At 71.4% G+C, this 22,045-nt stretch carries 27 protein-coding genes; 11 read left to right on the plus strand and 16 right to left on the minus strand.

What is annotated here, in order from left to right; translation table 11 throughout:
• Nucleotides 1-38: 38 nt before the first annotated feature.
• Nucleotides 39-506, plus strand: coding sequence for a hypothetical protein (locus tag ACFU8V_RS02820; RefSeq protein ID WP_025105166.1), 468 nt, complete (start codon nucleotides 39-41; stop codon nucleotides 504-506).
• A gap of 22 nt (nucleotides 507-528) precedes the next feature.
• On the opposite strand, the gene ACFU8V_RS02825 is transcribed toward ACFU8V_RS02820, so the two are convergent.
• Nucleotides 529-1,389: a ribokinase gene (locus tag ACFU8V_RS02825; RefSeq protein WP_025105167.1), complete on the minus strand. Its 861-nt coding sequence runs from the start codon at nucleotides 1,387-1,389 to the stop codon at nucleotides 529-531.
• Nucleotides 1,390-1,438: 49 nt separating this feature from the next.
• On the opposite strand from ACFU8V_RS02825, the gene ACFU8V_RS02830 reads away from it, so the two are divergent.
• Nucleotides 1,439-2,371: a nucleoside hydrolase gene (locus ACFU8V_RS02830; RefSeq protein WP_062766041.1), complete on the plus strand. Its 933-nt coding sequence runs from the start codon at nucleotides 1,439-1,441 to the stop codon at nucleotides 2,369-2,371.
• Nucleotides 2,372-2,374: 3 nt separating this feature from the next.
• Here the strand turns inward: ACFU8V_RS02830 and ACFU8V_RS02835 are convergent, their stop codons facing one another.
• Entirely contained in the window at nucleotides 2,375-3,376 is a 1,002-nt protein-coding gene (locus tag ACFU8V_RS02835) for a LacI family DNA-binding transcriptional regulator (RefSeq protein ID WP_161973058.1), read from the minus strand.
• A gap of 131 nt (nucleotides 3,377-3,507) precedes the next feature.
• Between ACFU8V_RS02835 and ACFU8V_RS02840 the strand changes: the two genes are divergently transcribed.
• On the plus strand, nucleotides 3,508-4,917 hold the full coding sequence (locus ACFU8V_RS02840) for an MFS transporter (RefSeq protein WP_126893801.1): 1,410 nt from the start codon (nucleotides 3,508-3,510) through the stop codon (nucleotides 4,915-4,917).
• Nucleotides 4,918-4,923: 6 nt separating this feature from the next.
• On the opposite strand, the gene ACFU8V_RS02845 is transcribed toward ACFU8V_RS02840, so the two are convergent.
• From ACFU8V_RS02845 to ACFU8V_RS02865, 5 genes are all read right to left on the minus strand, one after another.
• A complete protein-coding gene (locus ACFU8V_RS02845; RefSeq protein WP_378868841.1) occupies nucleotides 4,924-6,063 on the minus strand; it encodes a calcium:proton antiporter in 1,140 nt (379 codons plus the stop codon).
• A 122-nt stretch (nucleotides 6,064-6,185) separates the two neighbouring features.
• The gene (locus ACFU8V_RS02850) at nucleotides 6,186-6,989 is read right to left on the minus strand and encodes an SDR family oxidoreductase (RefSeq protein ID WP_126893803.1); all 804 of its coding nucleotides are present in this window, start codon (nucleotides 6,987-6,989) and stop codon (nucleotides 6,186-6,188) included.
• Nucleotides 6,986-7,459 (minus strand): MarR family winged helix-turn-helix transcriptional regulator, encoded by a 474-nt coding sequence (locus ACFU8V_RS02855; protein ID WP_025105173.1) that lies wholly within the window; start codon nucleotides 7,457-7,459, stop codon nucleotides 6,986-6,988. Before ACFU8V_RS02855 ends, ACFU8V_RS02850 begins: the two co-directional genes overlap by 4 nt.
• Before the next feature lie 27 nt (nucleotides 7,460-7,486).
• The gene (locus ACFU8V_RS02860) at nucleotides 7,487-7,801 is read right to left on the minus strand and encodes a hypothetical protein (RefSeq protein WP_062766051.1); all 315 of its coding nucleotides are present in this window, start codon (nucleotides 7,799-7,801) and stop codon (nucleotides 7,487-7,489) included.
• A complete protein-coding gene (locus ACFU8V_RS02865) occupies nucleotides 7,798-8,064 on the minus strand; it encodes a hypothetical protein (protein WP_303709565.1) in 267 nt (88 codons plus the stop codon). The genes ACFU8V_RS02860 and ACFU8V_RS02865 overlap by 4 nt, the downstream gene beginning before the upstream one ends.
• 359 nt (nucleotides 8,065-8,423) lie before the next feature.
• Between ACFU8V_RS02865 and ACFU8V_RS02870 the strand changes: the two genes are divergently transcribed.
• Complete coding sequence (locus tag ACFU8V_RS02870) at nucleotides 8,424-8,558, plus strand: hypothetical protein (RefSeq protein WP_255218720.1); 135 nt, start codon at nucleotides 8,424-8,426, stop codon at nucleotides 8,556-8,558.
• A gap of 137 nt (nucleotides 8,559-8,695) precedes the next feature.
• A complete protein-coding gene (locus ACFU8V_RS02875; RefSeq protein ID WP_303709566.1) occupies nucleotides 8,696-9,007 on the plus strand; it encodes a hypothetical protein in 312 nt (103 codons plus the stop codon).
• A gap of 8 nt (nucleotides 9,008-9,015) precedes the next feature.
• Here ACFU8V_RS02875 and ACFU8V_RS02880 read toward each other — a convergent pair whose 3' ends face one another.
• From ACFU8V_RS02880 to ACFU8V_RS02895, 4 genes are all read right to left on the minus strand, one after another.
• On the minus strand, nucleotides 9,016-9,993 hold the full coding sequence (locus ACFU8V_RS02880) for a Clp protease N-terminal domain-containing protein (RefSeq protein ID WP_378868846.1): 978 nt from the start codon (nucleotides 9,991-9,993) through the stop codon (nucleotides 9,016-9,018).
• On the minus strand, nucleotides 9,990-10,235 hold the full coding sequence (locus ACFU8V_RS02885) for a hypothetical protein (protein WP_303709568.1): 246 nt from the start codon (nucleotides 10,233-10,235) through the stop codon (nucleotides 9,990-9,992). Before ACFU8V_RS02885 ends, ACFU8V_RS02880 begins: the two co-directional genes overlap by 4 nt.
• Nucleotides 10,236-10,303: 68 nt before the next feature.
• A complete protein-coding gene (locus ACFU8V_RS02890; protein ID WP_303709708.1) occupies nucleotides 10,304-11,488 on the minus strand; it encodes a zinc-dependent alcohol dehydrogenase in 1,185 nt (394 codons plus the stop codon).
• A 103-nt stretch (nucleotides 11,489-11,591) separates the two neighbouring features.
• Nucleotides 11,592-12,920 (minus strand): cytochrome P450, encoded by a 1,329-nt coding sequence (locus ACFU8V_RS02895; protein WP_303709569.1) that lies wholly within the window; start codon nucleotides 12,918-12,920, stop codon nucleotides 11,592-11,594.
• 148 nt (nucleotides 12,921-13,068) lie between these two features.
• Between ACFU8V_RS02895 and ACFU8V_RS02900 the strand changes: the two genes are divergently transcribed.
• Nucleotides 13,069-13,506 carry an SRPBCC family protein gene (locus ACFU8V_RS02900; protein WP_126893808.1) on the plus strand — a complete coding sequence of 146 codons (438 nt, stop codon included), beginning with the start codon at nucleotides 13,069-13,071 and terminating at the stop codon, nucleotides 13,504-13,506.
• Between the two features lie 15 nt (nucleotides 13,507-13,521).
• Here the strand turns inward: ACFU8V_RS02900 and ACFU8V_RS02905 are convergent, their stop codons facing one another.
• Complete coding sequence (locus tag ACFU8V_RS02905) at nucleotides 13,522-14,343, minus strand: shikimate 5-dehydrogenase (RefSeq protein ID WP_303709570.1); 822 nt, start codon at nucleotides 14,341-14,343, stop codon at nucleotides 13,522-13,524.
• A 480-nt stretch (nucleotides 14,344-14,823) separates the two neighbouring features.
• Between ACFU8V_RS02905 and ACFU8V_RS02910 the strand changes: the two genes are divergently transcribed.
• Entirely contained in the window at nucleotides 14,824-15,030 is a 207-nt protein-coding gene (locus ACFU8V_RS02910) for a cold-shock protein (protein WP_017203899.1), read from the plus strand.
• A gap of 90 nt (nucleotides 15,031-15,120) precedes the next feature.
• Here ACFU8V_RS02910 and ACFU8V_RS02915 read toward each other — a convergent pair whose 3' ends face one another.
• Complete coding sequence (locus tag ACFU8V_RS02915; RefSeq protein WP_217583319.1) at nucleotides 15,121-15,786, minus strand: HAD hydrolase-like protein; 666 nt, start codon at nucleotides 15,784-15,786, stop codon at nucleotides 15,121-15,123.
• A gap of 144 nt (nucleotides 15,787-15,930) precedes the next feature.
• Between ACFU8V_RS02915 and ACFU8V_RS02920 the strand changes: the two genes are divergently transcribed.
• The gene (locus tag ACFU8V_RS02920; RefSeq protein ID WP_085604211.1) at nucleotides 15,931-16,146 is read left to right on the plus strand and encodes a hypothetical protein; all 216 of its coding nucleotides are present in this window, start codon (nucleotides 15,931-15,933) and stop codon (nucleotides 16,144-16,146) included.
• A 2-nt stretch (nucleotides 16,147-16,148) separates the two neighbouring features.
• On the opposite strand, the gene nucS is transcribed toward ACFU8V_RS02920, so the two are convergent.
• Together nucS and ACFU8V_RS02930 are read right to left on the minus strand one after the other, a co-directional pair.
• The gene (gene nucS, locus ACFU8V_RS02925) at nucleotides 16,149-16,844 is read right to left on the minus strand and encodes an endonuclease NucS (RefSeq protein ID WP_060923428.1); all 696 of its coding nucleotides are present in this window, start codon (nucleotides 16,842-16,844) and stop codon (nucleotides 16,149-16,151) included.
• A gap of 35 nt (nucleotides 16,845-16,879) precedes the next feature.
• The gene (locus ACFU8V_RS02930) at nucleotides 16,880-17,728 is read right to left on the minus strand and encodes a GAP family protein (protein ID WP_303709571.1); all 849 of its coding nucleotides are present in this window, start codon (nucleotides 17,726-17,728) and stop codon (nucleotides 16,880-16,882) included.
• A gap of 115 nt (nucleotides 17,729-17,843) precedes the next feature.
• On the opposite strand from ACFU8V_RS02930, the gene ACFU8V_RS02935 reads away from it, so the two are divergent.
• Nucleotides 17,844-19,040, plus strand: coding sequence for a sensor histidine kinase (locus ACFU8V_RS02935; protein ID WP_025105187.1), 1,197 nt, complete (start codon nucleotides 17,844-17,846; stop codon nucleotides 19,038-19,040).
• Nucleotides 19,037-19,681, plus strand: coding sequence for a response regulator transcription factor (locus ACFU8V_RS02940; RefSeq protein ID WP_025105188.1), 645 nt, complete (start codon nucleotides 19,037-19,039; stop codon nucleotides 19,679-19,681). Before ACFU8V_RS02935 ends, ACFU8V_RS02940 begins: the two co-directional genes overlap by 4 nt.
• Before the next feature lies 1 nt (nucleotide 19,682).
• On the opposite strand, the gene ACFU8V_RS02945 is transcribed toward ACFU8V_RS02940, so the two are convergent.
• The gene (locus ACFU8V_RS02945; protein WP_025105189.1) at nucleotides 19,683-20,921 is read right to left on the minus strand and encodes an MFS transporter; all 1,239 of its coding nucleotides are present in this window, start codon (nucleotides 20,919-20,921) and stop codon (nucleotides 19,683-19,685) included.
• A gap of 60 nt (nucleotides 20,922-20,981) precedes the next feature.
• Here ACFU8V_RS02945 and ACFU8V_RS02950 point away from each other — a divergent pair, with 60 nt between their 5' ends.
• The gene (locus tag ACFU8V_RS02950) at nucleotides 20,982-22,043 is read left to right on the plus strand and encodes a LacI family DNA-binding transcriptional regulator (protein WP_025105190.1); all 1,062 of its coding nucleotides are present in this window, start codon (nucleotides 20,982-20,984) and stop codon (nucleotides 22,041-22,043) included.
• Nucleotides 22,044-22,045: the final 2 nt, after the last annotated feature.

Raw genomic sequence — 22,045 nt, forward strand, 5'->3', positions numbered from 1 at the left:
CCACCCGCCACGGGCGATCCCGGTCGAAGGAGGAGCCCATGATGTCCACACGCCACCGCAGCACTTCGCGCCTCGCGGCACCGATCCTGATCCTCGGTCTCCTGCTCAGCGGTTGCTCCCCCGCCGCCGAGGAGCCGGCCCCGACGCGCACGGCCGCGGAGGGGGCGCCGCAGATCCCCGGTGAGGACGAGGGGGTCGTCGGAGCGACGAGCGTGCCGGAGGACGTGCCGGACGCCCCAGAGGTGCGCGCCGGGACCCAGATCACGACCTGCACCACGGAGGACGACGGCGGGACGGCGGAAGGCGTGGTCGGCAATCCCACGGACGCGGACGCGACCTACGTCGTGACCGTGTTCTTCACCACCGATGCGGCCACGGTCGTCGGGTCCGGTCAAGCGACGGTGGAGGTCCCCGCCGGCGAGGAGGCCGACTGGTCCCTCACCGCGGACTTCGTGCCGCCGAGCGACCTCCGCTGCGCGCTGCGCGGAGCGGGCGCCGCGTCCTGACCCGATCCCGGTCGCGGGGCCGCTACGACACGGGCACGTAGCGCGCGAGCGGCTCGAAGGGCGGCTGCGAGGAGAGGTCCGCGACAGCGGCCGCGCCGACAGCGCAGGCCGTCTGCAGGGCCGCTCGCGGGGAGAGTCCGCTCTGCAGGGCAAGCACGAGCGCGGCGCAGAAGGCGTCCCCCGCGCCCACGGTGTTGACGGCGCGGGTGGGCACGCCGTCCGCCCGGGCGATCTCCTCGCCGCCGCGGAACAGGGCCGCGCCCGCGGCGCCGTAGGTCACGGCGACGAGTGCGGCATCCGCCAGCTCCGGCATCAGCTCGCGCTCGGTCTCGTTCACGATGAACAGATCCACCCGCTCGAGCAGCGCGTCAGGGAGGGGCCGTGCGGGGGCGGCGTTGACCGCGACGAACCCTTCGGCGCGGGCGACCACGTTCTCGACGACGGACAGCGCGATCTCCAGCTGCAGCAGAACGGCCTCGTCCGGCGCGAAGGCGACGCCCTCGGGGGAGACGAGCTCGTTCGCGCCGGGACACACCGCGATCTGGTTCTCGGCCTCGGCGTCCACGACGATCAGCGCGGTCCCGGTGGGTGCGGCGACCTGGCGGAGATCGGTGGTGTCGACGCCGGCCCTCGCGAGCTCCTCGCGCATCCAGGCGCCGTCGGCGTCCGCCCCCACCGCGCCCACCATGCGGACCCGCCCTCCCAGCTTCGCGGCGGCGACGGCCTGGTTGGCGCCCTTGCCGCCGAGGTCGCGGGAGAGTCGGCCCCCGGCGACCGTCTCCCCGGCGGTCGGGAGCCGATCGACGAAGGCGGTGAGGTCGACGTTCGCGCTTCCGACGACGACGAGGGCGGGGGCGAGGACGGCGTCCGGCTTGACGTTCATGAGAAAGAGTGTAAACGTTTACGCACACCCGATTGCAAAGGAGCACCCCATGCCCGTCCCCGTCCTCCTCGACTGCGACCCCGGCCACGACGACGTCTTCGCCATCTGGCTGGCGGCCGGGAACGAGCAGATCGACCTCCGCGGCGTCACCACCGTCGGCGGCAACGGCTACCTGGAGCACACCACGAGGAATGCCCAGATCGCCCTCACGGTCGCGGGCGTGACCGGCGTGCCGGTCGCGGCGGGGGCCGACAAGCCGCTTCGCCGTGAGCTCACGCCGGGGGCCTGGATCCACGGCGACAACGCCCTCGGCGGACCCGTCCTCCCTGAGCCCACGGTCCCGCTCGACCCGCGGCACGCCGTCGACTTCCTCGCGGACACCCTGAACGCGTCCGCGGAGCCGATCACGGTGATCCCCACGGGGCCCCTGACGAACATCGCCCTGCTCCTCCAGCAGCACCCGGAGGCCGCCCGCAAGATCAAGGAGATCATCTGGATGGGCGGATCGACCGGGCGCGGCAACGTCGGCGCCTATCCCGAGTTCAACGCCTGGGCCGACCCCGAGGCGGCTGCGGTCGTGTTCGCGTCCGGTCTGCCGCTCACCATGGTCGGACTCAACATCTCCCATCAGGCCCTCATCACCGAGGAGGTCGTGCAGCGGATCGCGGCGGTCGGCAACCGCACGGCGGCGTTCGGTGTCGAGCTGCTGCGCTTCTTCTCCGCGTCGTACGACCGGGCCGAGGGGATGCCGGAGGGGCCGCTGCACGACCCGATCACCGTCGCCATCGCGATCGATCGCGCCGTCGCCACCGTGCAGCGCTGCCACGTCGACATCGAGACGGCGGGCGAGTTCACGGCCGGTGCGACCTGCGTCGACCTCCACGACATGCTGGGCAAGGAGCCCAACGCCGACATCGCGCTGACCCTGGACGTGCCGGCCTTCTGGAATCTGGTGACGGATGCCGTCGCAGCGCTGGCCTGACGATCACGCGCCCGGCGGGGGAGACGTCGACTCCGCCACGCGCAGAGTCGGCGTCACGCGCCGCAGGGCGTATGGCGTCTCCGGATCGTCCATCCGCCGCACGAGCGCTTCCACCGCTTCCGCGGCGAGCTCGTCGAACGGCTGGACCACGGTCGTGAGCCGCGGCTCGCACACGTCCGCCAGCATGGTGCCGTCGAACCCTGTGATGAGGATGTCGCCCGGGACGCGCAGGCCTGCGCGCTTCAACGCGGCGATCGCGCCCGCGGCGACCAGGTCGTCCCCCGCGACGATCGCATCGGGAAGCGGACCGCGGGCCCGCAGCCGCGCGACGGCGGACTCTCCGAAGGAGAGAAGGTACTCGCCGAACACGTTCTCCTCCACCGGCAGCGACCGCGCACGGACGATCGACTCGAACGCGGCGCGGCGCTCGCGGCCGACCGACGTCACGTCGTTGCCCGACACGAGGACGATGCGAGAGGCGCCGCGGGAGGCCAGATGGTCGACGGCGAGCCCGATGCCATGATCGTTGTCCACCCCGACAAAGTCGGCATCGAGGTCCAGCACCCGCCGGTCGACCTGGACCAGCGGGAGCCGCTGGGCGGTGTCGGCGACGGCGTCGAAGGACAGCTCCGCGTCGGACGGAACGACGAAGACCCCCTCGACACGGCGCTCGACGAGCATGCGCAGGCGGGCGCGCTCGCGGTCGACATCGCCGTGCGAGTCCGCGATGACGAGATCGAACCCGCGACGCTGCAGGTGGTCCTCGAGCCGGTGGACGAGTTCGCCGTAGAACGGGTTGCTGATCACCGGGACGACGACGCCGATGGTCGCGCCCGTGCCCTCGCGCAGACCGCGGCCGATGAGGTTGACCCGGTAGCCGAGCTGCTCGGCCACCCGCGCCACATGCTCCGCGGTGGCTCCGGACACGCGCTCCTTGCCGTTCAGCGCGCGGGACACCGTGGCGATCGACACCCCGGCCGCGGCTGCCACATCGTGCAGCGTCACCGACGGCTTCCTCATCCGCACCTCGACTCCCGACGGGCACCGACATCGGCGCCTCGACTCCCAAGATAAGCCGCGCGTAAAGGATTACGCATTCCGGCGCCCCCGCACCGACACGAAGAAGTGAGTACGACATGCACACCACCGCCCTCCGGCCCCGAACGGCCGTCGCGCCCCTGATGGTCGCCCTCCTCGCGGCCTGCCTCGCGTTCCAGCTCAACGCGAGCATGCTCAGCCCGGCGCTGGTCACGATGGAGCGCGAGCTCGACGCGACGGCCTCCGAGATCGCCGCCACCCAGACGGTGTTCTTCACCGCCGCCGCCCTGTTCACCCTCTTCCTCCCGCGGCTGGGCGACCTCATCGGACGGCGCCGGGTGCTCGTCGGCATGCTCGTGGTGATGGCGGTCGGCTGCGTGGTCGCGGCGCTCGCGACCAACGTCCCGATGCTCTTCGTCGGCCGCCTCATCCAGGGTGTCTCCGGTCCCGTCGTCCCGCTGTGTCTGATCATGCTGCGCGCGGCCGTCAGCGACCCGAAGATGTACGGCACCCTGCTCGGCGTCGTGACAGCCGTCAACGGCGGGATCGCCGGCGGCGACGCGCTGCTCGGCGGCTACCTCGCCACGAACCACGGTTTCGCCTCGATCTTCTGGACCATGGCCGGCGTCGCTGTGGTCGCGGCACTCGTCGTGCGCCTTCTCGCCCCGGAGACGATGGCGGAGGACCGCCCGCGCATGGACTGGTGGGGGTCGTTGCTCCTGGTCGTCTCCGTCGGATCGATGCTCATCGCCCTGAACGAGCTCGGGAAGCTCGCAGAGGCGGACGTGCTCCTGGTGGTCGTGCTGGCCGTCGTCTCCGTGGTGTCCTTCCTCGCGTTCTGGAAGCTCGAGGGTGCGCTGCGGGACCCGCTCGTCTCGCCCGCCCAGTTGAAGCAGCGTGCCACCTGGGCGCTCTCCGCGACATCGTTGCTGACACTCTCCGGGATCTTCGCGGTGATGAACGGCGTGGTCCCTGCACTGGCGCAGGACACCGCGATGGGACTCGCGATGAGCGCGGAGGAGGTGTCGTTCTGGATCCTGATGCCGTACGCGCTGGCGGGCCTGCTGATGGGACCCCTCACCGGACGGCTCGCCGCGACGGTGGGCTACCGGGCGATGCTGCGGATCGGGCTGGTCGGCACGATCGTGGTGCTCGTGCTGATGGTCGCGAACGTCGGAACCTCGTCGCGGATCATCCTGCTGTTCCTCTCGGTCGCCGCCGGCATCACCTACGCCGGCATCGGCAACATCATGTTGAACGGCCTGGGGGTCGTGCTGTCGCCCACGGAGAGGCCGGGCTCCCTCCCCGGGCTGAACACCGGTGCGATCAACCTCGGGGCCGGGCTGAGCTTCGTCGTGATCTACGCGGCCCAGACGTCGTTCGGCGGCAGCGGGGACGCGGCGGGTGGCTACGTCGCCGCGCTCCTCACCGGTGCCGTCGTGCTCGCCGGCGCGCTGACGTTCTCCCTCTTCATCCCGAAGCCCGTCCATGCCGAGCTGACCCGCTGAGGCGGCTCAGCTGAAGAGGATGAGGACGTAGACGGCGAAGGTCGCCAGGTGCGCCGCGCCGTGCATCGCGGTGACCCGCTTCGCCGCGAACGTCGTCACCGAGAGCAGCAGCGTCACGGCGAGCATGAGGAGGTTCGCCGGCGACTCGGCGAGCACCACCTCCTGGCCGGTGAGCATGCCGATCAGGAGGACCGCCGGGATGGTCAGGCCGACCGTCGAGACGAGCGCGCCGTGGCAGAGGTTGTTCACCCGCTGCGCCTCTCCGTTCAGGGCGGCGCGGATCGAGGTGATCGACTCGGGGAGGAACACGATGCCCGCGATCAGCAGTCCCGCCAGGGCGATCGGAGCGCCGAGCCGGCCGAGACCATCGTCGAGCAGGGCCGCCATGTCGTGCGAGAGCAGCACGATCGGGACGACCGTGACGACGAGGAGCACGAGGCGGGTCAGCACCTCGACGCGGTGGGCCGCGAGCACCTCGCGAATGGGGGTCCGGGGTGCTTCCCTCTCCGCCGCGTGGGCGGCCGGTCGCAGCCGCTCGTCCACCTCGGTGAAGTCATCGGCCTGCGCACCCATCTGCCGGAACAGGAAGAACGCGTAGAGGGCGAGGGTAAGCACGATGATCGGGATCTCCTGGCCGATCGTGTACGCACCGTTGTCGCCGATGAGGCCGGGGAGCCCGAACGCCAGGGCGACGAGGACCACGAGCATCGACAGGTACGCGGACGTGCCGGTGCGGTTGTGCGCCATCCCCCGATGGCGGAGGCCGCCGAGGAGGAGGGCCAGACCGATCACGAGGTTGAGGATGATCATCGACACGGCCATGACCGAGTCGCGCGCGATCGTGGCGTGCTCGCCCGGTCCGAGCATGACCGCCGAGATGAGGATCACCTCGATGAGCACGATCGACAGCGTCAGCACCAGAGAGCCGTAGGGGTCGCCCAGTCGGTGGGCGAGGGCCTCGGCCTGCTTCACGACCCCGAAGGCGCACACGAGGATGACGGCGACGATCGCGAGGAGGGCCACCACCAGGAGCGGCCCGGGCACGGGCGGCGCGAGCAGCGGGTGCAGGGCGAGCAGGGCGGCGAACGCCCCCCACCCCAGCGCCACGCGCAGCACATCGGTGCGGGTGATGAACGACCGGATCATGACGGACTCCTTCATGAGTCAGTCGTCGTGTGCGGGTACTGCTCCCTCGTCCGCTGCTCCGGGTGCCGGAGACACCTCCAGGATACCCGCGCTCCCGGAACAGCGGCTGAGCAGAGCCGGACTCAGCCCTGCGGGGCGTCGTTCCAGGACCAGATGTCGTCGCCGCGCAGCACCGCGTCGGCCCCGCCGTCACAGTAGATCGTCTGTCCCGCCATGTGGGTGTTGGCCGGGCTGGTCAGCCAGACGAGCAGCTCCGCGATGGAGGACGCCGGCTGGTGGTAGTTCAGCGGCATCGGCACGGCGGCGTCCACCATGGCCAGGCCCTCGGGCGAGTCGAGCAGGCCGGCCGTCATCGCCGTGGTGACGGTGCCGGGGGCGACCGCGTTCAGCGGGATGCCCGCTCCCGCCCACGCCGGGGTGACGCTCTCGCGACGGACCCAGCGCGACAGGGCGCGCTTGCTGGACGAGTAGTTGAGGAACCCGGCCTCGGGGGTCGCCGCCAGACGGTCGCCGATCTCGATCGCGCGCGCCTCGTCGCCGGCGAGGGCGGCGTCGACGAGCTCGGGCGACACCGGCTGCAGCGAGGCCATCGACGACACCACGGCGGCGCGCGGCGCATCGGCCAGGCTCAGCGTGGGCTGCAGCGCGGTCAGGAACTCCGTCACGCCGAAGAAGTTGATGGACACCGTCTTCGAGATCGGAGCCGAGATGCCGGCGCAGGCGATGACGGCGTCGATCCCGTCGTCGGCCGCCTCCACCACGGCGCTGGCCGCGGCCAGACGGCCCTCGTGGGTGGACAGATCCCCGTCGACCTCGGCGCCGGCGAGGTCGACGCCGATCACGGTGTGGCCTTGGGCACGGAGCAGCTCGGTGGTGGCGGCGCCGATGCCGGATGCGGATCCGGTGACGACATAGGTGCGGGTCATGAGGTTTCCTCCTTGATGGACACGACCGGCGGCGTGCCGGACAGTGCGGTGACGAAGCGGCCGAGCTGGCGGCGGAATCCGTCGATCTCGTCCGGTGACCAGCCTGCGAGCGCATCGTCGACCATGCGATGGCCGGCCTCGACCAGGCGCGCATAGGCCGTCCGGCCCGCGTCCGTCAGGCGCACCTCGACCGTGCGTCCCGAGCGCACGGGGTCGACGACGCCGTGCGTCGCCATGCGGGCGACGAGCTTCGACGTGGTCGGCCGCGACAGCGTCGCGTGCGCGGCCAGGTCGCCGAAGCCCATCGCACCCCCGTTCATCCCGAGCAGGTAGAGCGCGCGGATGGCGGACGGATCAAGGGCGACGTCGACGGCTTCGGCGACCTGACGTTGCAGGTCGCTCTCACTCCACTCCGACACCACCCGGACGAGGGCCAGGTGGATGCCGGCGACGTCTTCGCCGGTGGTCATGTGTCCAGGGTACGCCTCAAAGTTGCCTCAGGCAACAGTTGTGATGTACCCCGCGCTCGCCGTGTCCTCCACGAGCGCGAAGAAGTGGCGACCGCCCGCGCGCCGCGCGCGTCGCCACCGGCGCTGCTGCCCGTCGGCGTAGTCGAGCACGATCCACGCGGGCGCAGGCGTGCCCTGCGGGCCGAGCACGAACGAGCACGCCCCGAGGCCGGGGGAGGCGAGCTCGGCGACGAAGCGGTCGTCACCGGGCGCGAACGGCGCCGTGTCATGGAGCTCGGCCGGCTGCAGGCGGAGGACGGTGTCGGCGTGTTCCTGGGTCTCCGTGCGGAGCCGGCGCCTCATGCGGCACCGCCCTGGCGTGCCGCCCACTCCCGGGTGTCCCGAAGGCCGTGCGCATCGAGGTAGGCGCGGATCACGTCCGCGGTGAGGCGGATCTGCGCCTCCGTGCCCATCGCCGCCTGCATGACGCCGATCGCGGGCGCCGGCTTGCCGTCCACCCGCTCGAGCGCCTCCCAGACGATGTCCTCGCGGCCACCGCGGCCGAGGGCGTGCGGCATCGAGGTGAACTCCGTCCTTCGCTGATCAGTGGGTCGTGTCTCTGGCATGCGTGTTCCTCTCTCGGGGCGGATGGGCAGGCTCGCGCCGAGGGACGGGGGTCCCTCGCGAGGCGCACGTCGGACGGCGGGGTGGTCTCCCCGGGGTCGGTGCGCGTGGTGCGGTGGCGCGCGCTCCGCCGGCGGCCCGGTGAGGGGCGTGCGGAGCGGTCGGCCTGGCCGGTTGCTGTCCTTCGACGGTACCACGTTATTTTGAGTCATTCAAAAGAAGTGGCGAATCGTCCGCACGCCGGATGGGGTCCTGAGCGATTGCCGCGTGCGTTTTTCTCCCGTTCAGCGGCAAATTTGACTTCCCTGTGCTTCCGGGTATGGTCGGGGGTTACGCCAGCCAGTCACAAAGGGGAAGCGCCATGTCAGGAAAGTCCACACCGGGTCGCGCAGGGAAGAAGGCGCCGCAGCTCTCACTCAAGGAGAAGCGGGCGGCGAAGCGCGCGAAGAACGCCCCGGACGAGTTCCTCAAGCCTCGCAAGGGCGCGAAGAGCTGAGGACTCCGGCCCGGTGGGGGTGGCGATGCTCCGCCGCGCCCACCGGGGCTACCGGGGCGACGGCGACCTGTCAACGGGCCTTGTCCTCAGCGCGGATCCGACGCACTCTGGAGTCCCCGCCACGAGAGGAGCGCGTCATGTCGAATCCGGAAGCCTTCATGTACCCGGACGAGCCGTTGCTGTCGGAGGAGGCCCTGCGGCTCGCGGAGGAGGACGACGTCGAATCCGACGAGCAGCCTTCCCGCGAGGGCGTCGCGGCGCACCTCGCCGAACGGGGCGGCGACGACCCCGACGCCCTGCAGGACGTGCCCGCCGGTGGCGCCGGTGCGGACGCCGGGGCCGGAAACGCGGCCCGCGTCGACCCGTCGTCGAAGAACCCGCCGGAGCCCGCCTACGAGTCGACCCACAGCAAGGAGCCGGGCGTCGGTCCGCGCCACGAGGGCGCCTGAGCCGGCGCTCAGCGGAAGAGGCGGGTGATCCCGCTCTCCACCTGCGCGAGCTGGATGAAGACGAGGCCGCGCCAGAGCGGACGCAGCGGTGCCCGCAGTGCCCGTCGCACCGGACCGCGGGGCCTGGTCTCCCACGTCATCGTCGCGCGGAGCTGCGTCCCTCCCGCGGCCGGTTCGAGTGCCATCGTGAGGACGCGCGGATTGGCATGGGGCGCGTCGGGGTACTCGAAGCGCCAGGTGAGCGCCCCGTCCTTTTCGTCCCGGATCACGCAGAGGCGATGGAATTCGGGCTTGCGGCGCAGGGGTCGTCCGTCCGGCGCTGTGGTCGGGGCGAACGCCTCCCAGGGGCCGTCACTCCCGGCGGGGAGGACGCTGGCGACGCTCTGCTCCCACTCCGGGAGCCGTTCAGGATCGGCGAGCACCGCCCGGACCTCGGCGTCGGCGGCCGGCACGAACATCGAGCGGGACCCGGTGATCCCCCCGGCGGCCGGCTTTCGGCCCGGCTGAGGGGAGCGCGCGGTGCCCTCGACCTCGTCGAGCTGGGCCGTGAGGTCGTCTTCCGTCACGGCCAGCCGGCCGAGGATGGCGGCGATCAGGCCGCTGGGTTCCGCGAGCAGGGCGCGAAGCACGGCGGCGGAGTCCCCGCGGCGACCTCCTTGGGATGCGGCTCGGAGGACCGCGAGGGCACGCTCGGTCCAGTCGTAGCCGTCGGTCTCGTGGAAGACGATCCGACCCGGACCCACCGCCGGGGCATCGATCCCCATGGCGAGGAGCTGCCCCGCGTGCTGCGCCTCGACGGCGGCCCGGGCGGAATCGAGGCGGATCCCGGCCCTCCGGAGCACCTGCCCGCCGGTGTCCGCATCGAGCGTGAGAGCGAGCAGCAGATGATCGATGTCCGCGTCATGCACGCCGAGGCGCGACGCCTCCTCCATCGCCGCGAGCGACAGCGTGTGCATGGTGGCAGCCGCCTGCGTGAACCGGCTCATGCGTTCCTCCGCGGCACCGGGATGGTCGGATCGATGCGGCGGCTGTGCTTCTTGTGCACGGCCTGCCGCGTGACGCCGAGGGCATCCGCGATGGTCTGCCAGCTCATTCCGGCGCGGAGCGCGGCCTCCACCTGACGCAGCTCGAGCGCGTCGGCGAGGCTCCGCAGCGAGGCCACGGCGCGCAGCCCGGCACGCGGATCGGTCGTGTCCGCCGCGGTGCGGGCGATGTCGAGGGACTCCATGCTGTCAACCTACGTTGCTTGCCGAAGCCCTGTCAACCTAGGTTGCTCCGGGTCCCTCGACGGGCCCGTCAGGCGGCGGAGGGGTGCAGCACGACCTTGATGCAGCCGTCCTTCTTCTCCTGGAACGTCCGGTACAGCTCCGGGGCATCCTCCAGCGCCGCGTGATGCGTCGTCAGATCCATCACGCCGAGCGGGTCGGATGGGTCCTCGACGAGGGGAAGGAGGTCGTCGATCCAGCTCTTCACGTTGCACTGCCCCATCCGCAGGCTGATCTGCTTGTCGAACAGGGTCTTCATCGGCAGGATGTCGGCGTCGCCCGCATACACACCGCTCAGCGAGACTGTGCCGCCTCGGCGGACGGCGTCGATCGAGGCGTACACCGCCGCGAGCCGGTCGACACCGGCCTTGTCGAGCATCTGCCGCGCTGCGGGATCGGGCAGCAGGCCCACCGCTTTCTGCAGGAACTCCACTCCGCTGTTGCCGTGCGCTTCCAGCCCCACCGCATCCACCACGGCGTCGGCGCCACGGCCTTCCGTGGCATCGCGGATCTCCTCGACGGTCGTGTCGGTGAGGTCGAGCGTCTCGATGCCGTGCCGCTCGGCCATCGCGCGCCGCTCCGCCACCGGTTCGACCGCGATGACGCGGTGGCCGCGGTGGCGGGCGATCCGGCTGACGAACTGTCCGACGGGTCCGAGGCCCATCACCGCGAGGGTGCCGCCTTCGGGGAGCTGCGCGTACTCCACACCCTGCCACGCCGTCGGCAGGATGTCGCTGAGGAAGAGGTAGCGCTCATCGGGCAGGTCCGGCGCGACCGGGATGTGGTTGTAGTCAGCCAGCGGCACGCGGAGGTACTCCGCCTGCCCGCCGGGGACCTGGCCGTAGAGCTTGGTGTAGCCGAAGAGCGCCGCGCCGCTGCCGTACTTGCGCACCTGGGTCGTCTCGCACTGCGATTGCAGCCCGCGGAGACAGAAGAAGCACACGCCGCAGGCGATGGTGAAGGGGATCACCACGCGATCGCCCGGCTTCAGCTTCGTGACGTTCGCACCGACCTCCACCACGACGCCCATCGGCTCGTGTCCGAGGATGTCTCCACGGTCGAGGAACGGCCCCAGGAGCTCGTAGAGGTGCAGATCGGAGCCGCAGATGGCCGACGAGGTGATCCGGATGATGGCGTCCGCCGGCTGCTGGATCACCGGGTCGGCGACCTCCTCCACCGTCACGTTCCGCTTGCCCTGCCAGGTGAGTGCCTTCATCATGTCCTCCACGTCTCGATGTCCGTCGTCCCTCCACGCTCTCGGGCGCGCCGCAGCATGGCCACCCGGTTGACAGGCCCTGGACGACGTGCGACCCCGGGACTCAGTGGAACGGGCAGCCGCGCCCGGAAGCGGCGGCGCGCACCCGTGCTCCGGACGTGGGCTTGGTGGGCAGGCGGCGGCGATTCACGTCGAGCCCCTCGTCGAGCACCGTCAGCTCCGGGTCGCTCAGGACGGCGACGGCGGCGGAGAGCCCGGCGATGACGAGCTTCTCGCCGGGGCAGCGGTGACCGGTGGCGACGTCGCCCCCGCCTTGGGGGACTAAGGTCGTGATCTCCTCGTAGTCGTCCACATCGGTGAACCGCTCGGGGGCGAAGCGCTCCGGGTGGGACCACGACCGCTCGTCGGTGTTCGTGCCGAGGATGTCGAGGACGACCCGGCCGCCCTCCGGGATCGTGACGCCGTCGATCTCGACCTCGGCGACGGTGCGACCAGGCAGCATCGGCACGAACAGTCCGGTCCGCCGCACCTCCTGCGCGAACATCGTCGCGAGCGTTCCACCCACGAGCGATCCCCGCTCGGCGGTCTCGGCGGCGATCCGGGTACGCCACTCGGGGTGGTCGTGCAGCTGCTTCGCGGCGAAGGCCACGAACCGCGCGGCGGCGATCATCGGACGGATGCTGTTCTGCAGCTCGACCCCGGCGACCCGGGCGGGCAGCAGCTCGCCGTTCTCGTCGCGATGCGCGGCCCACAGGGCGAGCGCGGTGCCCTCCGGTGCCGTCAGATCGCCGGCGCGGACGGCTTCGATGAGGCGACGCGCGTGCCGGTCCGAGAAGATCCGGTTCGCGAAGGCCTCGACGTAGGCGGGGGAGTAGGGGGCGCCGAACCCGTCCACGATCTGCGCGAGGCGCGCGGCCCAGCGGGTCTGCGCCGCCGCCGTCCCCGGCAGTCCGGCCCAGCGCATCATGGCGCGCCCGAAGGCGCCGACGGCCGCGTCGTAAGCGCTGCGGGTGCCGCCGGCACGCCAGTCCTCACGCTCGGCCGCCCACTCCCGTTCGAGGAACGGTGTGAGCCGTTGGACCTGCGCATCCTCGTACGCGGCTTCGACGAAGGTGGCCTTGCGGTGGCGGTGGGCGGTGCCGTCGAGCGCGTGCACGGACCCGTGCCCGAACAGGGGCTCGCGGACGATCCCCGGCATGGCCCCGGCGCGGGCGATGCGGCTCTCGTCGTAGAACAGCTCCACCCCCTCGGCACCGCGGACGAAGGCCGCCGGGTGCCCGAGGAGGCGCATCGGGGCCGACCGGGCGCCGGGGCGGGCTCGGCGCCAGATGCGCTCGCCGAAGTCGTAGCCGCGGGTGAGCAGCGACGGCGAGTCCTCGTGCAGGACCGCGTCGACACCGTCGGACAGTCGGGAAGTCAGTCGCTGAAGCATGATCCGACCCTGACACGGGATCTCGACGGGGCCCAGGGGGAAGCATCCTCGAGACGCTTGTGCTAGCCGGACGGTCGGCTCTGCGGATGTCAAGCACCTGTCCGACCGTCTTCCGGAGCGCGCAGGATGAGGTCGGAACGGAGGAACCATGGCCACCAACACCCGCGACCTGACGTGCACCACCCATGACGTGTTCCGCGTGCTGGCGAACGGCTGGCTCTACCCCGCGTGGGTGGTCGGCGCCTCCCGCATGCGCGACGTGGACGACTCCTGGCCGGCGGCGGGCGCCCAGCTGCACCATTCGGTCGGCACGTGGCCCGCGCTCCTGGACGACACGACCGAACTGGTGGAGTGGCACCCGCCGCACCGTGCGGTCATGCGGGCGCGCGGCTGGCCGGTGGGCGAGGCGCAGGTGACGATCCGCGCGCGGACGACCCCGAGCGGATGCCAGGTGCGCATCGATGAGGAGCCGGTCAAGGGCCCGGCGACGATCCTGCCCCGGTTCCTGACCACGCCGATGCTCCGCTGGCGGAATGCGGAGACGCTCCACCGTCTCGGCTACCTGGCCGAGGGCCGCGCCTCCTGACGAGGGCTCTGCGCATCAGGCTCCGGCGCGCATGAACTCCTCGGCGGCGCGCACCTGCTCCGCCGAGGGGCGGATGCCGGTGTAGAGGACGAACTGCTCCAGCGCCTGTCGCGTCGCGACCTCGGCGCCCGTGATCACCGTCTTACCCGCGGCCCGACCGGCGGCGATGAGCGGCGTCTCGGCGGGCAGCGCGACGACGTCGAACACGACCGCGGCGGCGTCGATGGTCGGCTCCGGGAAGGCGAGGGCGTCGGCCTCCGCACCTCCGGCCATGCCGAGCGGGGTGACGTTCACGATCACGTCGGCCCTCGCGTCTCCGACCTCGGCGCGCCAGGCGAACCCGTACAGCTCGGCGAGGGCGCGGCCCGCCGTCTCGTTCCGGGCGACGATGGTCACGTCCGTGAAGCCGGCGTCGCGGAACGCGGCGGCCGTCGCCTTCGCCATGCCGCCCGAACCCCGGAGGAGGACCGACGACGCCGGGTCGAGGTCGTTCTCCGCGATCAGCTGCGCGATCGCCGAATAGTCGGTGTTGTGGGCCGTGAGGACGCCGTCGTCGTTCACGATCGTGTTGACGGAGTCGATGGCCTGTGCCGAGGGGTCCATGCGGTCGACGAGCGCGATGACGTCCTCTTTATAGGGCATCGAGATCGCGCACCCGCGGATGCGGAGGCCGCGCACCCCCGCGATGGCCTGCGCCAGATCGGTCGGCGCGAATGCCTTGTAGATCCAGTTCAGACCGAGGGCCTCGTACAGGTGGTTGTGGAAGCGCGTGCCGTTGTTGCTCGGCCGCGCGGACAGCGAGATGCAGAGCGTCATGTCCTTGTTCAGCATGGTCACCGAATCAGGCTACCCCTGCGTCTGTCAAGGTCCATGGCGGAAGATCGCGTCCTCCCCTATGGTGAAAGTGCATGCAAGGGGATCGATCGTCTACGCCTCTCCCCAGGAGGCGGAGGCCCTCCCCACGGGCCGGGCGATCCGTGCATGCGATTGGGCCCTCTCGAGTAGTTCAGTCCCCAATGAACTCCTCGAGAGGGCCGCTACCCGGCCGTCCGCCACGAAGATTTTCAAATTTGTCCCCCAAAAGGGGGACAAGAAGCGCGCGGAGGGGTTAGGCTGTTTCTGACGCACCCTCCGGTCGTCTTCGGCCCTCATCGCTCCCCCCGCGGTGAGGGCCACACCATTTTCCGGGCGCGTCCGCTCATGCAACATTTGGATTACCTTCTCGCAACGGCTATTCCGCCGGGGGTCCCCTCCACTAGCGTTAGCGATGTCGGTGCACCCCTGCGTCGGCTTCTACATCAGCAGAACAGGCAGTACATGAGCACCCAGGGCACGGTCAAGTGGTTCAACTCGGAGAAGGGCTTCGGCTTCATCTCCCCCGACGACGGAGGCGCTGACGTCTTCGCGCACTACTCCGCCATCCAGTCATCCGGCTACCGCTCTCTCGAAGAGAACCAGCGGGTCGAGTTCGATGTGGCGCAGGGTCCCAAGGGCCTGCAGGCAGAGAACATCCGCCCCGTCTGAGGCGGAAGCAACACCGGGAACTCCCCGTCGGATCCACGCGCAGGCGCTGACCCGGCGGGGAGTTTCGTCTTCCTGACGGCCTGGGGCCGGTCAGGGCAGCAGGAGTGCGCGCAGCTCGTCGACGCTCGTGACGCGGAACGCCGCGTCGTCGCCCTCGTGCGGGTCGCTGAATCCCCAGCCCACGAAGATCACGGGCACGCCGTTGGCGAGACCGCCCTCGACGTCGTGGTGCCGGTCGCCCACGAGGACCGGGCGTGAGGTGTCCGCACCGAGCGCGCGCAGCCGGCGCAGCGCCTCGGCCACGATGTCCGTCTTGGACGCGAGCGTGGCCTCGTCCGGCGTCGCGCCCACGGTCGTGAGGAACGACGGCCGGAGTCCGAAGTGATCGACCAGCGCGTCGACCTGGTTCTCGGGCTTCGAGCTCGCCGTCGCCTGGGGGACTCCCGCCGCGTGCAGGTCATGGATCAGCTCGGCGACCCCCGGATACGTCTGCACGTCGGTCGTGTACCCGTCCGCCTTGCCGAGGGTGCGGTAGAACGCCACCGCCTCGGCCGACTGCTCCGGCGTCATCCCCGCCTGGTCCTGGAAGGACTGGAACATGGGAGGGCCGATCCAGTGCACGAGCTCCTCACGCGTCGGCGCCGGGTGGCCGAAGTGCGTCAGGGCGATGTTCAGGCGACGCAGGATCCCGACCGAGGCGTCGACGATGGTCCCGTCGACGTCCCAGAGCACACACGAGTAAGGCGAAGAGGGCATGCCTCCAGCCTAGGGTCCCGCGAACGGGTGCCCGCCCGTCCTGCACAGGTGTGCACGAAACGGGTTCATCCACCGAACGCGTGAACACCCTTCACGCCGATCTAGAGTCGTGACAGCGGCGGGATCACGGGTGAGAATGGGGGCATGTACGTGTCGGTGGAAGTCATCACGATGCTGGCGACGGCCGCGACGACTCTCGTCGCGATCATCAGCGGATTCGGCTGGATGATCGGTCGGATGGACACGCGGTTCGCCGCGGTGGACGCGAAATTCGACCGGATCGAGCACGAGCTCACCGAGGTCAAGATCGCGATCGCGCGGCTGGAGGGTCCGCGGCCGCGACTGGTCTCGACGCGCTGAGGTCAGAAGAGGCGGGGGATGCCCGACTCGATGCCCTTCATGTCGTCGTAGTCGAGCACGAGGCACCGGATGCCGCGATCCTCGGCGAGGACGCGGGCCTGCGGCTTGATCTCCTGGGCGGCGAACACGCCCTGCACCGGGGCGAGGTGGGGGTCGCGTCCCAGGAGCTCGAGGTAGCGGGTGAGCTGCTCGACGCCGTCGATGTCGCCGCGGCGCTTGACCTCGACCGCGATCGCCACGCCGTCGGCGTCGCGCACCAGCAGGTCGACCGGGCCGATGGCCGTGGGGTACTCGCGCCGGACCAGGGTGGCGCCCTCGGCGACGCGGTCCACCTGTTCCGCGAGCAGGCGCTGCAGGTCGGCCTCGACGCCGTCCTTCTGCAGACCGGGGTCGATCCCGAGCTCGTGGCTGGAGTCGTGGATGACCTCGTAGATCTGCACGCGGAGGGCATCGCCGGTCTTCTTGTGGGTCACGCGCCACACCTCGACGACGCCGGCGCCGGCCTCCTCCTCGCCCGGTTCCTCGGTCGCGAGCACACACGGCGGGCTCATCCAGTTCAGCGGCTTGTAGCTGCCGCCGTCGGAGTGCACGAGCAGACTCCCGTCACCCTTGTGCACGAGCAGGCGGGTGGCGAGCGGAAGATGGGCGTTGAGTCGGCCGGTGTAGTCGACCGAGCAGCGGGCGATGACGAGACGCACCCGACGAGCCTACTTCGTCGTCGCCGGTCACGCGGTCAGAGGAACGCGTCGAAGAGTCCGAGCTCCGTCGCGGCCGAGCGGGCGATGAGGAAGCCGATGATGCCGATGATCCACGCCGTGTTCTCCGCGCCCGTCCGCTCCATCCAGGCGGCGAAGCGCTCCAGCGGACGCTGCACGAGCGGGGCCGCCACGAGTCGGAGCACGAGGAGCACGAGCGCCGGGGCGATCATCAGCGCGCAGTACCCGGCGAGGGAGAGCACCCGGAGCGGCGTGTCGACGCCGGCGTCCGCGAGCATCGTCATCGCCACGATGTACGGGAGCATCGTCGCGACCTCCACGAGCCCCGCGGCGATGGCGACGGCCATGACCGCGAACCCCCGAGTCTGCGGGTCGAGCAGGCGTTCCCGCCACCGAACGATCCGACCGGGACGCGCAGCGGCCGTCGCGGCGGCGGACGGAACGGCAGGGGATGCCGGGGCGTTCGGCCCGGACAGCGGTTCGCCGCCCGGTCCGCCGGGGCCGGTCGCCGCGGTGGTGGCCGCGGGCGCTCCGACCGGCGCCGCCTCCGCAGGCTTCGTCGGCATCACGAAGGCGGTGACGAGCAGCGCGGCACCGACGACGAGACGGGTGATCATGCCCGCGGGAGAGCTCAGGAAGTCGGAGGCGACGTCGACGAGGTTCACCAGCCCCCAGAGGAAGAGGAGCCCGACCACGAGATAGAACACGGCGATCGTCGCGAGATAGAGGAGGATCCGTCCGGCGCGTACGCGTCCGGGGTGCAGGAGGAGGAAGACCGGGATGAGCAGCGTCCCGACGCTCAGACCGTCGATGAGCGCGAGCACGGCGAGGGAGAGGGGCAGCGGCAGCCCGCCGAAGAGTTCCATGCTTCCACGATCCCGGCGGCACGCCGAGCGCGGATCGGGCGAAAGTCGGGGTCGTCCGGATGCCCTCATCCTTTGGTCGGATGCGACGCCGATCGCGCCGTGGTTGCATGAGGACATGCACGATCCGGCCGACGGAGGGCCCGCCGCCTGGTACCGGCGGCACCGGTGGTGGGTGGACCCGCTGGGCATGGCCGCTCTCGCGACGGTCATGGCGGCGCTCGGGTTCCACGGCATCTGGGGACCCTTCTCCCTTCTACCGGAGGACGTCTCGCCGTGGTGGGCCCTGGTTCTCGCGATCCCGGCCTGCGCTCTCGCGCTCGGCAAGCGGCGTCATCCGTGGACGGTGCTCGCGCTCGTCGCCGGGCTCTTCGTCGCCGACCTCCTCACCGTCGGCGGCGTCGGGACACTCGTGGTGCTGCTGGATGTGCTGTGGACGGCGGCCTTCCTCGCCGGCCCACGCGGGCGCCGCGTGCTGCTCGTGCTCCTGGGCGCGGCGACCGTCGTCCTCTTCCTCGCCGCCCTGCTCCTCTCGGCGGCGACGCCCGCGGTCGCGGTCCTGTTCGCGGTGCAGTTCGGCGCGATCTTCGGTACGGACTACTGGTGGGCGGTGGCGGTGTCGCAGGCGCACGAGTTGGCCGACCTGCACCGTCAGCGGGCGGAGGACGCCGCAGCGACCGCCGCCCGAGATCGGGCACAGGCCGTGCAGCGCGAGCGCGAGGCGATGGCGCGCGAACTCCACGATGTGGTGGCGGGGCACGTGATGGCCATGGCCATCCGGGCGGAGGCGGCGCTCGCCGCGCCCGCGGCACGGTCGGACGATCGCGCCGCGCTGCAGGCCGTGCGCGATGCCGGGCTGGACGCGCACGGAGCCCTGCGCACCATGATCGGGGTGCTGCGCCGCGGCGACGGGGCGCTCGCGCCGACCCCGGGATGGGCCGACCTCGAGGGCCTCGCCGCGGAGGCCCGACGCTCGGGCTTGGACGTGCGCCTCGCCGTCGAGGATCCGGGTGCGCTCGGCGGCGGCGGAGAGCAGGCGGTCGTGCGGGTGGTGCGTGAGGCGTTGGGGAACTGCGTCCGCCATGCGAACGGCGCCGTGGTCGACGTGGCCATCGGTCCTGTCGACGGTCAGGCGCACGTGACGGTGCGGTCGCGAGGCGGCGCGCCGACCGTCACCGCCGGGCAAGGCGGCGAGGGGTGGGGGCTGCAGATGCTTCGCGAGCGCATCACCGCGCTGGGCGGGACGTTCCGGGCCGGTGCGGAACCCGACGGCTGGCTGGTCGAGGCGCGACTGCCGGTGGGGGGCCGGGCATGACCGCACCGACCGTGCTGCTCGCCGACGACCACGGCGCGATCCGGGCCGGCCTGCGCATCATGCTGGAGACGCACGACATCACGGTCGTCGGGGAGGCCGCCGACGGCGAGGTGGCCGTGCGCAACGCCGCAGCGCTCCGGCCGGATGTCGTCCTCATGGATCTGCGCATGCCGGGACGCGACGGGGTCTCGGCCACCCGCGAGATCGTCGAGCGCGGACTGGGGGATGTGCTCGTCCTGACGAGCTTCGACGAGGACGAGCTCGTGCTCGCGGCGATCCGGGCGGGAGCGGTCGGATTCCTCCTGAAGACGGTCGACGCGCCGACTCTCGTCCAGGCGGTGCGTGCTGTCGCCGCCGGAGAGGGAGCGCTGGATCCGCGGGTCACACGCCGCGCGCTCGCCGCGGTGGCGGCGTCCACCCCGGAGCCGGCGCCGATGACGACGTTCGCGCTGCCGGAGCTGACGCCCCGGGAGCGCGACGTCCTCGACGGGATCCTGCAGGGGTGGTCGAACGCCCAGCTCGCCGCGCGCCTGCGGATCTCCGTCCCGACGGTGAAGACGCACGTCTCGAACGTCCTCACCAAGCTCGGCGCGCGCAGCCGGTCGCACGCGGCCGCGCTCGTCCGCGGGGTCGAGGACTGAGTCAGCCCTCGACGGTCGGAACCGCCGGTGCCTTCTCCTCCGCGCGGAGCGGGCGGGCGGCGCCGGAGAAGAGCCCCGAGAGCACCACGAGCGCGACGAGGATGAAGAGCGTGTTGAGCAGCCCGATGTGCTCGCTGATGACCCCGAGCACGGGCGGGCCGCCGAGGAACGCCACGTATCCGATGGTCGCCGCCGCGCTCACCCGTGCGGCGGCCTTGGCCGGATCGTCCGCCGCGGCCGACATGCCGAGGGGGAAGCCGAGCGACGCACCGATGCCCCACAGCGCCGCGCCGACGAGGACCAGCGGCAGCGTGGGCGCGAGGATGAACAGGAGGATTCCGGTGGCGGCGGTCGCGGCCAGGATGCGCAGCACCAGCACCCGGCCGAAGCGGTCGACCAGCGGTCCGCCGAAGAGGCGGACCACGGTCATGCCGACGGAGAAGACCGCCAGGGCGACGGCGCCTGTGCCCTCCGCGAAGCCGTGTCCCTGCTCGGTGCCCAGGGCGATCCAGTCGTTGGCGCCGCCCTCCGCGAAGGACATGCCGAGCATGACGGTTCCCAGCAGATACGTGCGCGGTTCGCGCCAGGCCTCGAGCGCGGTGTGCATGCGCTGGCGGAACGGGGGCTTCTCGTGGTCCTCGGGGTCGAGGGCGGCCTCGCGCACGGGCACCTGGAAGAAGCAGACGACAGCGATCACGGCGATGAGGACGCCCATCGACACCGCGTGCGTGCCGACGTCGACCTGGAGGGCCGCGGCGAGGGCGCCGATGCCGGCGCCGAGCACGGTGCCGAAGCTGAAGAACGCGTGGAAGACCGGCAGGATGGTGCGGCCCATCTGCTGCTCGATGGCGGTGGCCTCGACGTTCATCATGACGTCGACGCAGCCGTTGCCGAAGCCGAAGAGCACCATGCCGATGAGGACGACCGGCACGGAACCGAAGACGGTCGCGCCGAGGCCGACGAGCGCGATGCCCGTGGCGAACGTGAGCATCGCCAGGAGCATCCCGCGCCGCGCACCGGTCCGGGCCATGACGGCGGGGCTGGTCGAGATGCCGAGGATGGACGCCACGCCCATGCCCAGGAGGATCAGGCCGACCTGCGCATTGTCGAGGTCGAGCGCCTCCTTGATCCCGGGCACGCGGGAGGCCCAGGTCGCGATCGAGAGGCCGCTGGCGAGGAAGATGGCGAAGATCGCGGTGCGCCAGCGCACGAACTGCGAACGGGAAAGGGCGGTGTCCATGGCGGACAGCCTATCGAATCGATTCGACCTTGCGCGACCGAACCGGGCTATCCTCGGAGTATGACCAGGGAGACGCCGCGCCGGCCCACGATCGCCGATGTGGCTCGCGAGGCGGGGGTCGCCACCTCGACCGCGTCGGTCGTCTTCAGCGGCAAGGCCAAGGTCGCACCCGCCACCCGCGACCGGGTGCTGGCCGCCGCGACCGACCTCGGCTACACGGGGCCCGACCCGCGCGCCGCCTCCCTCCGTCGCGGACGCAGCGGCATCGTGGCGGTGGTCCTCGAGGGGCATCTGCGCGCGGCCTTCCTCGACCCCGTGACGACCGCCATGATGGACGGCCTCACCGACGGCCTGGCCGACCTCAGCGCCGGAATCCTCCTCATGCGCGACGAGCCGGGCGAGGACGGCTCGGCCATCGCGAGCGCCCCCGTCGACGCGGTGGTGCTCATCGGCTGCTCCGGCCGCACCCGCGCGTCTCTCGAGATCGTGCGCGGACGGGGCCTCCCGGTCGTCGTCATCGAGGGGGACGCGGGGCTCGACGTCCCGCGCATCACCCTGGACAACGTCGCCGCCTCCGCCGAGATCGCCCGGCACGTGCGCGACCTCGGACACCGGGACGTCGCGCTCGTCACGCTCTCGCTGGACGCCGAGCGCGAGCGCACCCTCATCACGCCGGAGCGTCTGGCCCACGCCACCGTCGACGTGACGGTCGACCGCCTCGCCGGCATGCGGGAGGTCTTCCCCGACGCACCGGCGATCTCGGCCTCGGGCAGCCTCATCGACGAGGGCATCCTCGTCGGGCGGATGCTGCTCACGGATCCCGACACCCGCCCGACCGCGGTGCTCGCGCAGAGCGACCTGCTGGCCGTCGGTGTGATCCGCGCCGCGGAGGAGCTCGGACTCCGCGTTCCCGAAGACCTCTCGGTCGCGGGTTTCGACGGCATCCCCCTCGATGGCCTCGGCGATCTCACCCTCACCACGAGTGTGCAGCCGGCGGTCGAGAAGGGGAGGGCCGCGGGAGAGCAGGTCGCCAGGATGCTGCGCGGTGAGCCGGGCATCACGCAGGACCTGCACTGCGTCTTCCGCGCCGGCACCACGACCGCGCCGCCTCCGTCGCGCTGACC

This window comes from Microbacterium sp. NPDC057658, from assembly GCF_042799975.1.
In the GTDB taxonomy this organism is placed as follows: Bacteria; Actinomycetota; Actinomycetes; order Actinomycetales; family Microbacteriaceae; genus Microbacterium.

Coding starts and splice junctions, on each gene's coding strand:
- ACFU8V_RS02820 (WP_025105166.1), top strand. CDS start 39: ATGATGTCCACACGCCACCGCAGCACTTCGCGCCTCGCGGCACCGATC.
- ACFU8V_RS02825 (WP_025105167.1), bottom strand. CDS start 1,389: ATGAACGTCAAGCCGGACGCCGTCCTCGCCCCCGCCCTCGTCGTCGTC.
- ACFU8V_RS02830 (WP_062766041.1), top strand. CDS start 1,439: ATGCCCGTCCCCGTCCTCCTCGACTGCGACCCCGGCCACGACGACGTC.
- ACFU8V_RS02840 (WP_126893801.1), top strand. CDS start 3,508: ATGCACACCACCGCCCTCCGGCCCCGAACGGCCGTCGCGCCCCTGATG.
- ACFU8V_RS02845 (WP_378868841.1), bottom strand. CDS start 6,063: ATGATCCGGTCGTTCATCACCCGCACCGATGTGCTGCGCGTGGCGCTG.
- ACFU8V_RS02850 (WP_126893803.1), bottom strand. CDS start 6,989: ATGACCCGCACCTATGTCGTCACCGGATCCGCATCCGGCATCGGCGCC.
- ACFU8V_RS02855 (WP_025105173.1), bottom strand. CDS start 7,459: ATGACCACCGGCGAAGACGTCGCCGGCATCCACCTGGCCCTCGTCCGG.
- ACFU8V_RS02860 (WP_062766051.1), bottom strand. CDS start 7,801: ATGAGGCGCCGGCTCCGCACGGAGACCCAGGAACACGCCGACACCGTC.
- ACFU8V_RS02865 (WP_303709565.1), bottom strand. CDS start 8,064: ATGCCAGAGACACGACCCACTGATCAGCGAAGGACGGAGTTCACCTCG.
- ACFU8V_RS02870 (WP_255218720.1), top strand. CDS start 8,424: ATGTCAGGAAAGTCCACACCGGGTCGCGCAGGGAAGAAGGCGCCGCAG.
- ACFU8V_RS02875 (WP_303709566.1), top strand. CDS start 8,696: ATGTCGAATCCGGAAGCCTTCATGTACCCGGACGAGCCGTTGCTGTCG.
- ACFU8V_RS02880 (WP_378868846.1), bottom strand. CDS start 9,993: ATGAGCCGGTTCACGCAGGCGGCTGCCACCATGCACACGCTGTCGCTC.
- ACFU8V_RS02885 (WP_303709568.1), bottom strand. CDS start 10,235: ATGGAGTCCCTCGACATCGCCCGCACCGCGGCGGACACGACCGATCCG.
- ACFU8V_RS02890 (WP_303709708.1), bottom strand. CDS start 11,488: ATGAAGGCACTCACCTGGCAGGGCAAGCGGAACGTGACGGTGGAGGAG.
- ACFU8V_RS02895 (WP_303709569.1), bottom strand. CDS start 12,920: ATGCTTCAGCGACTGACTTCCCGACTGTCCGACGGTGTCGACGCGGTC.
- ACFU8V_RS02900 (WP_126893808.1), top strand. CDS start 13,069: ATGGCCACCAACACCCGCGACCTGACGTGCACCACCCATGACGTGTTC.
- ACFU8V_RS02910 (WP_017203899.1), top strand. CDS start 14,824: ATGAGCACCCAGGGCACGGTCAAGTGGTTCAACTCGGAGAAGGGCTTC.
- ACFU8V_RS02915 (WP_217583319.1), bottom strand. CDS start 15,786: ATGCCCTCTTCGCCTTACTCGTGTGTGCTCTGGGACGTCGACGGGACC.
- ACFU8V_RS02920 (WP_085604211.1), top strand. CDS start 15,931: ATGTACGTGTCGGTGGAAGTCATCACGATGCTGGCGACGGCCGCGACG.
- ACFU8V_RS02930 (WP_303709571.1), bottom strand. CDS start 17,728: ATGGAACTCTTCGGCGGGCTGCCGCTGCCCCTCTCCCTCGCCGTGCTC.
- ACFU8V_RS02935 (WP_025105187.1), top strand. CDS start 17,844: ATGCACGATCCGGCCGACGGAGGGCCCGCCGCCTGGTACCGGCGGCAC.
- ACFU8V_RS02940 (WP_025105188.1), top strand. CDS start 19,037: ATGACCGCACCGACCGTGCTGCTCGCCGACGACCACGGCGCGATCCGG.
- ACFU8V_RS02945 (WP_025105189.1), bottom strand. CDS start 20,921: ATGGACACCGCCCTTTCCCGTTCGCAGTTCGTGCGCTGGCGCACCGCG.
- ACFU8V_RS02950 (WP_025105190.1), top strand. CDS start 20,982: ATGACCAGGGAGACGCCGCGCCGGCCCACGATCGCCGATGTGGCTCGC.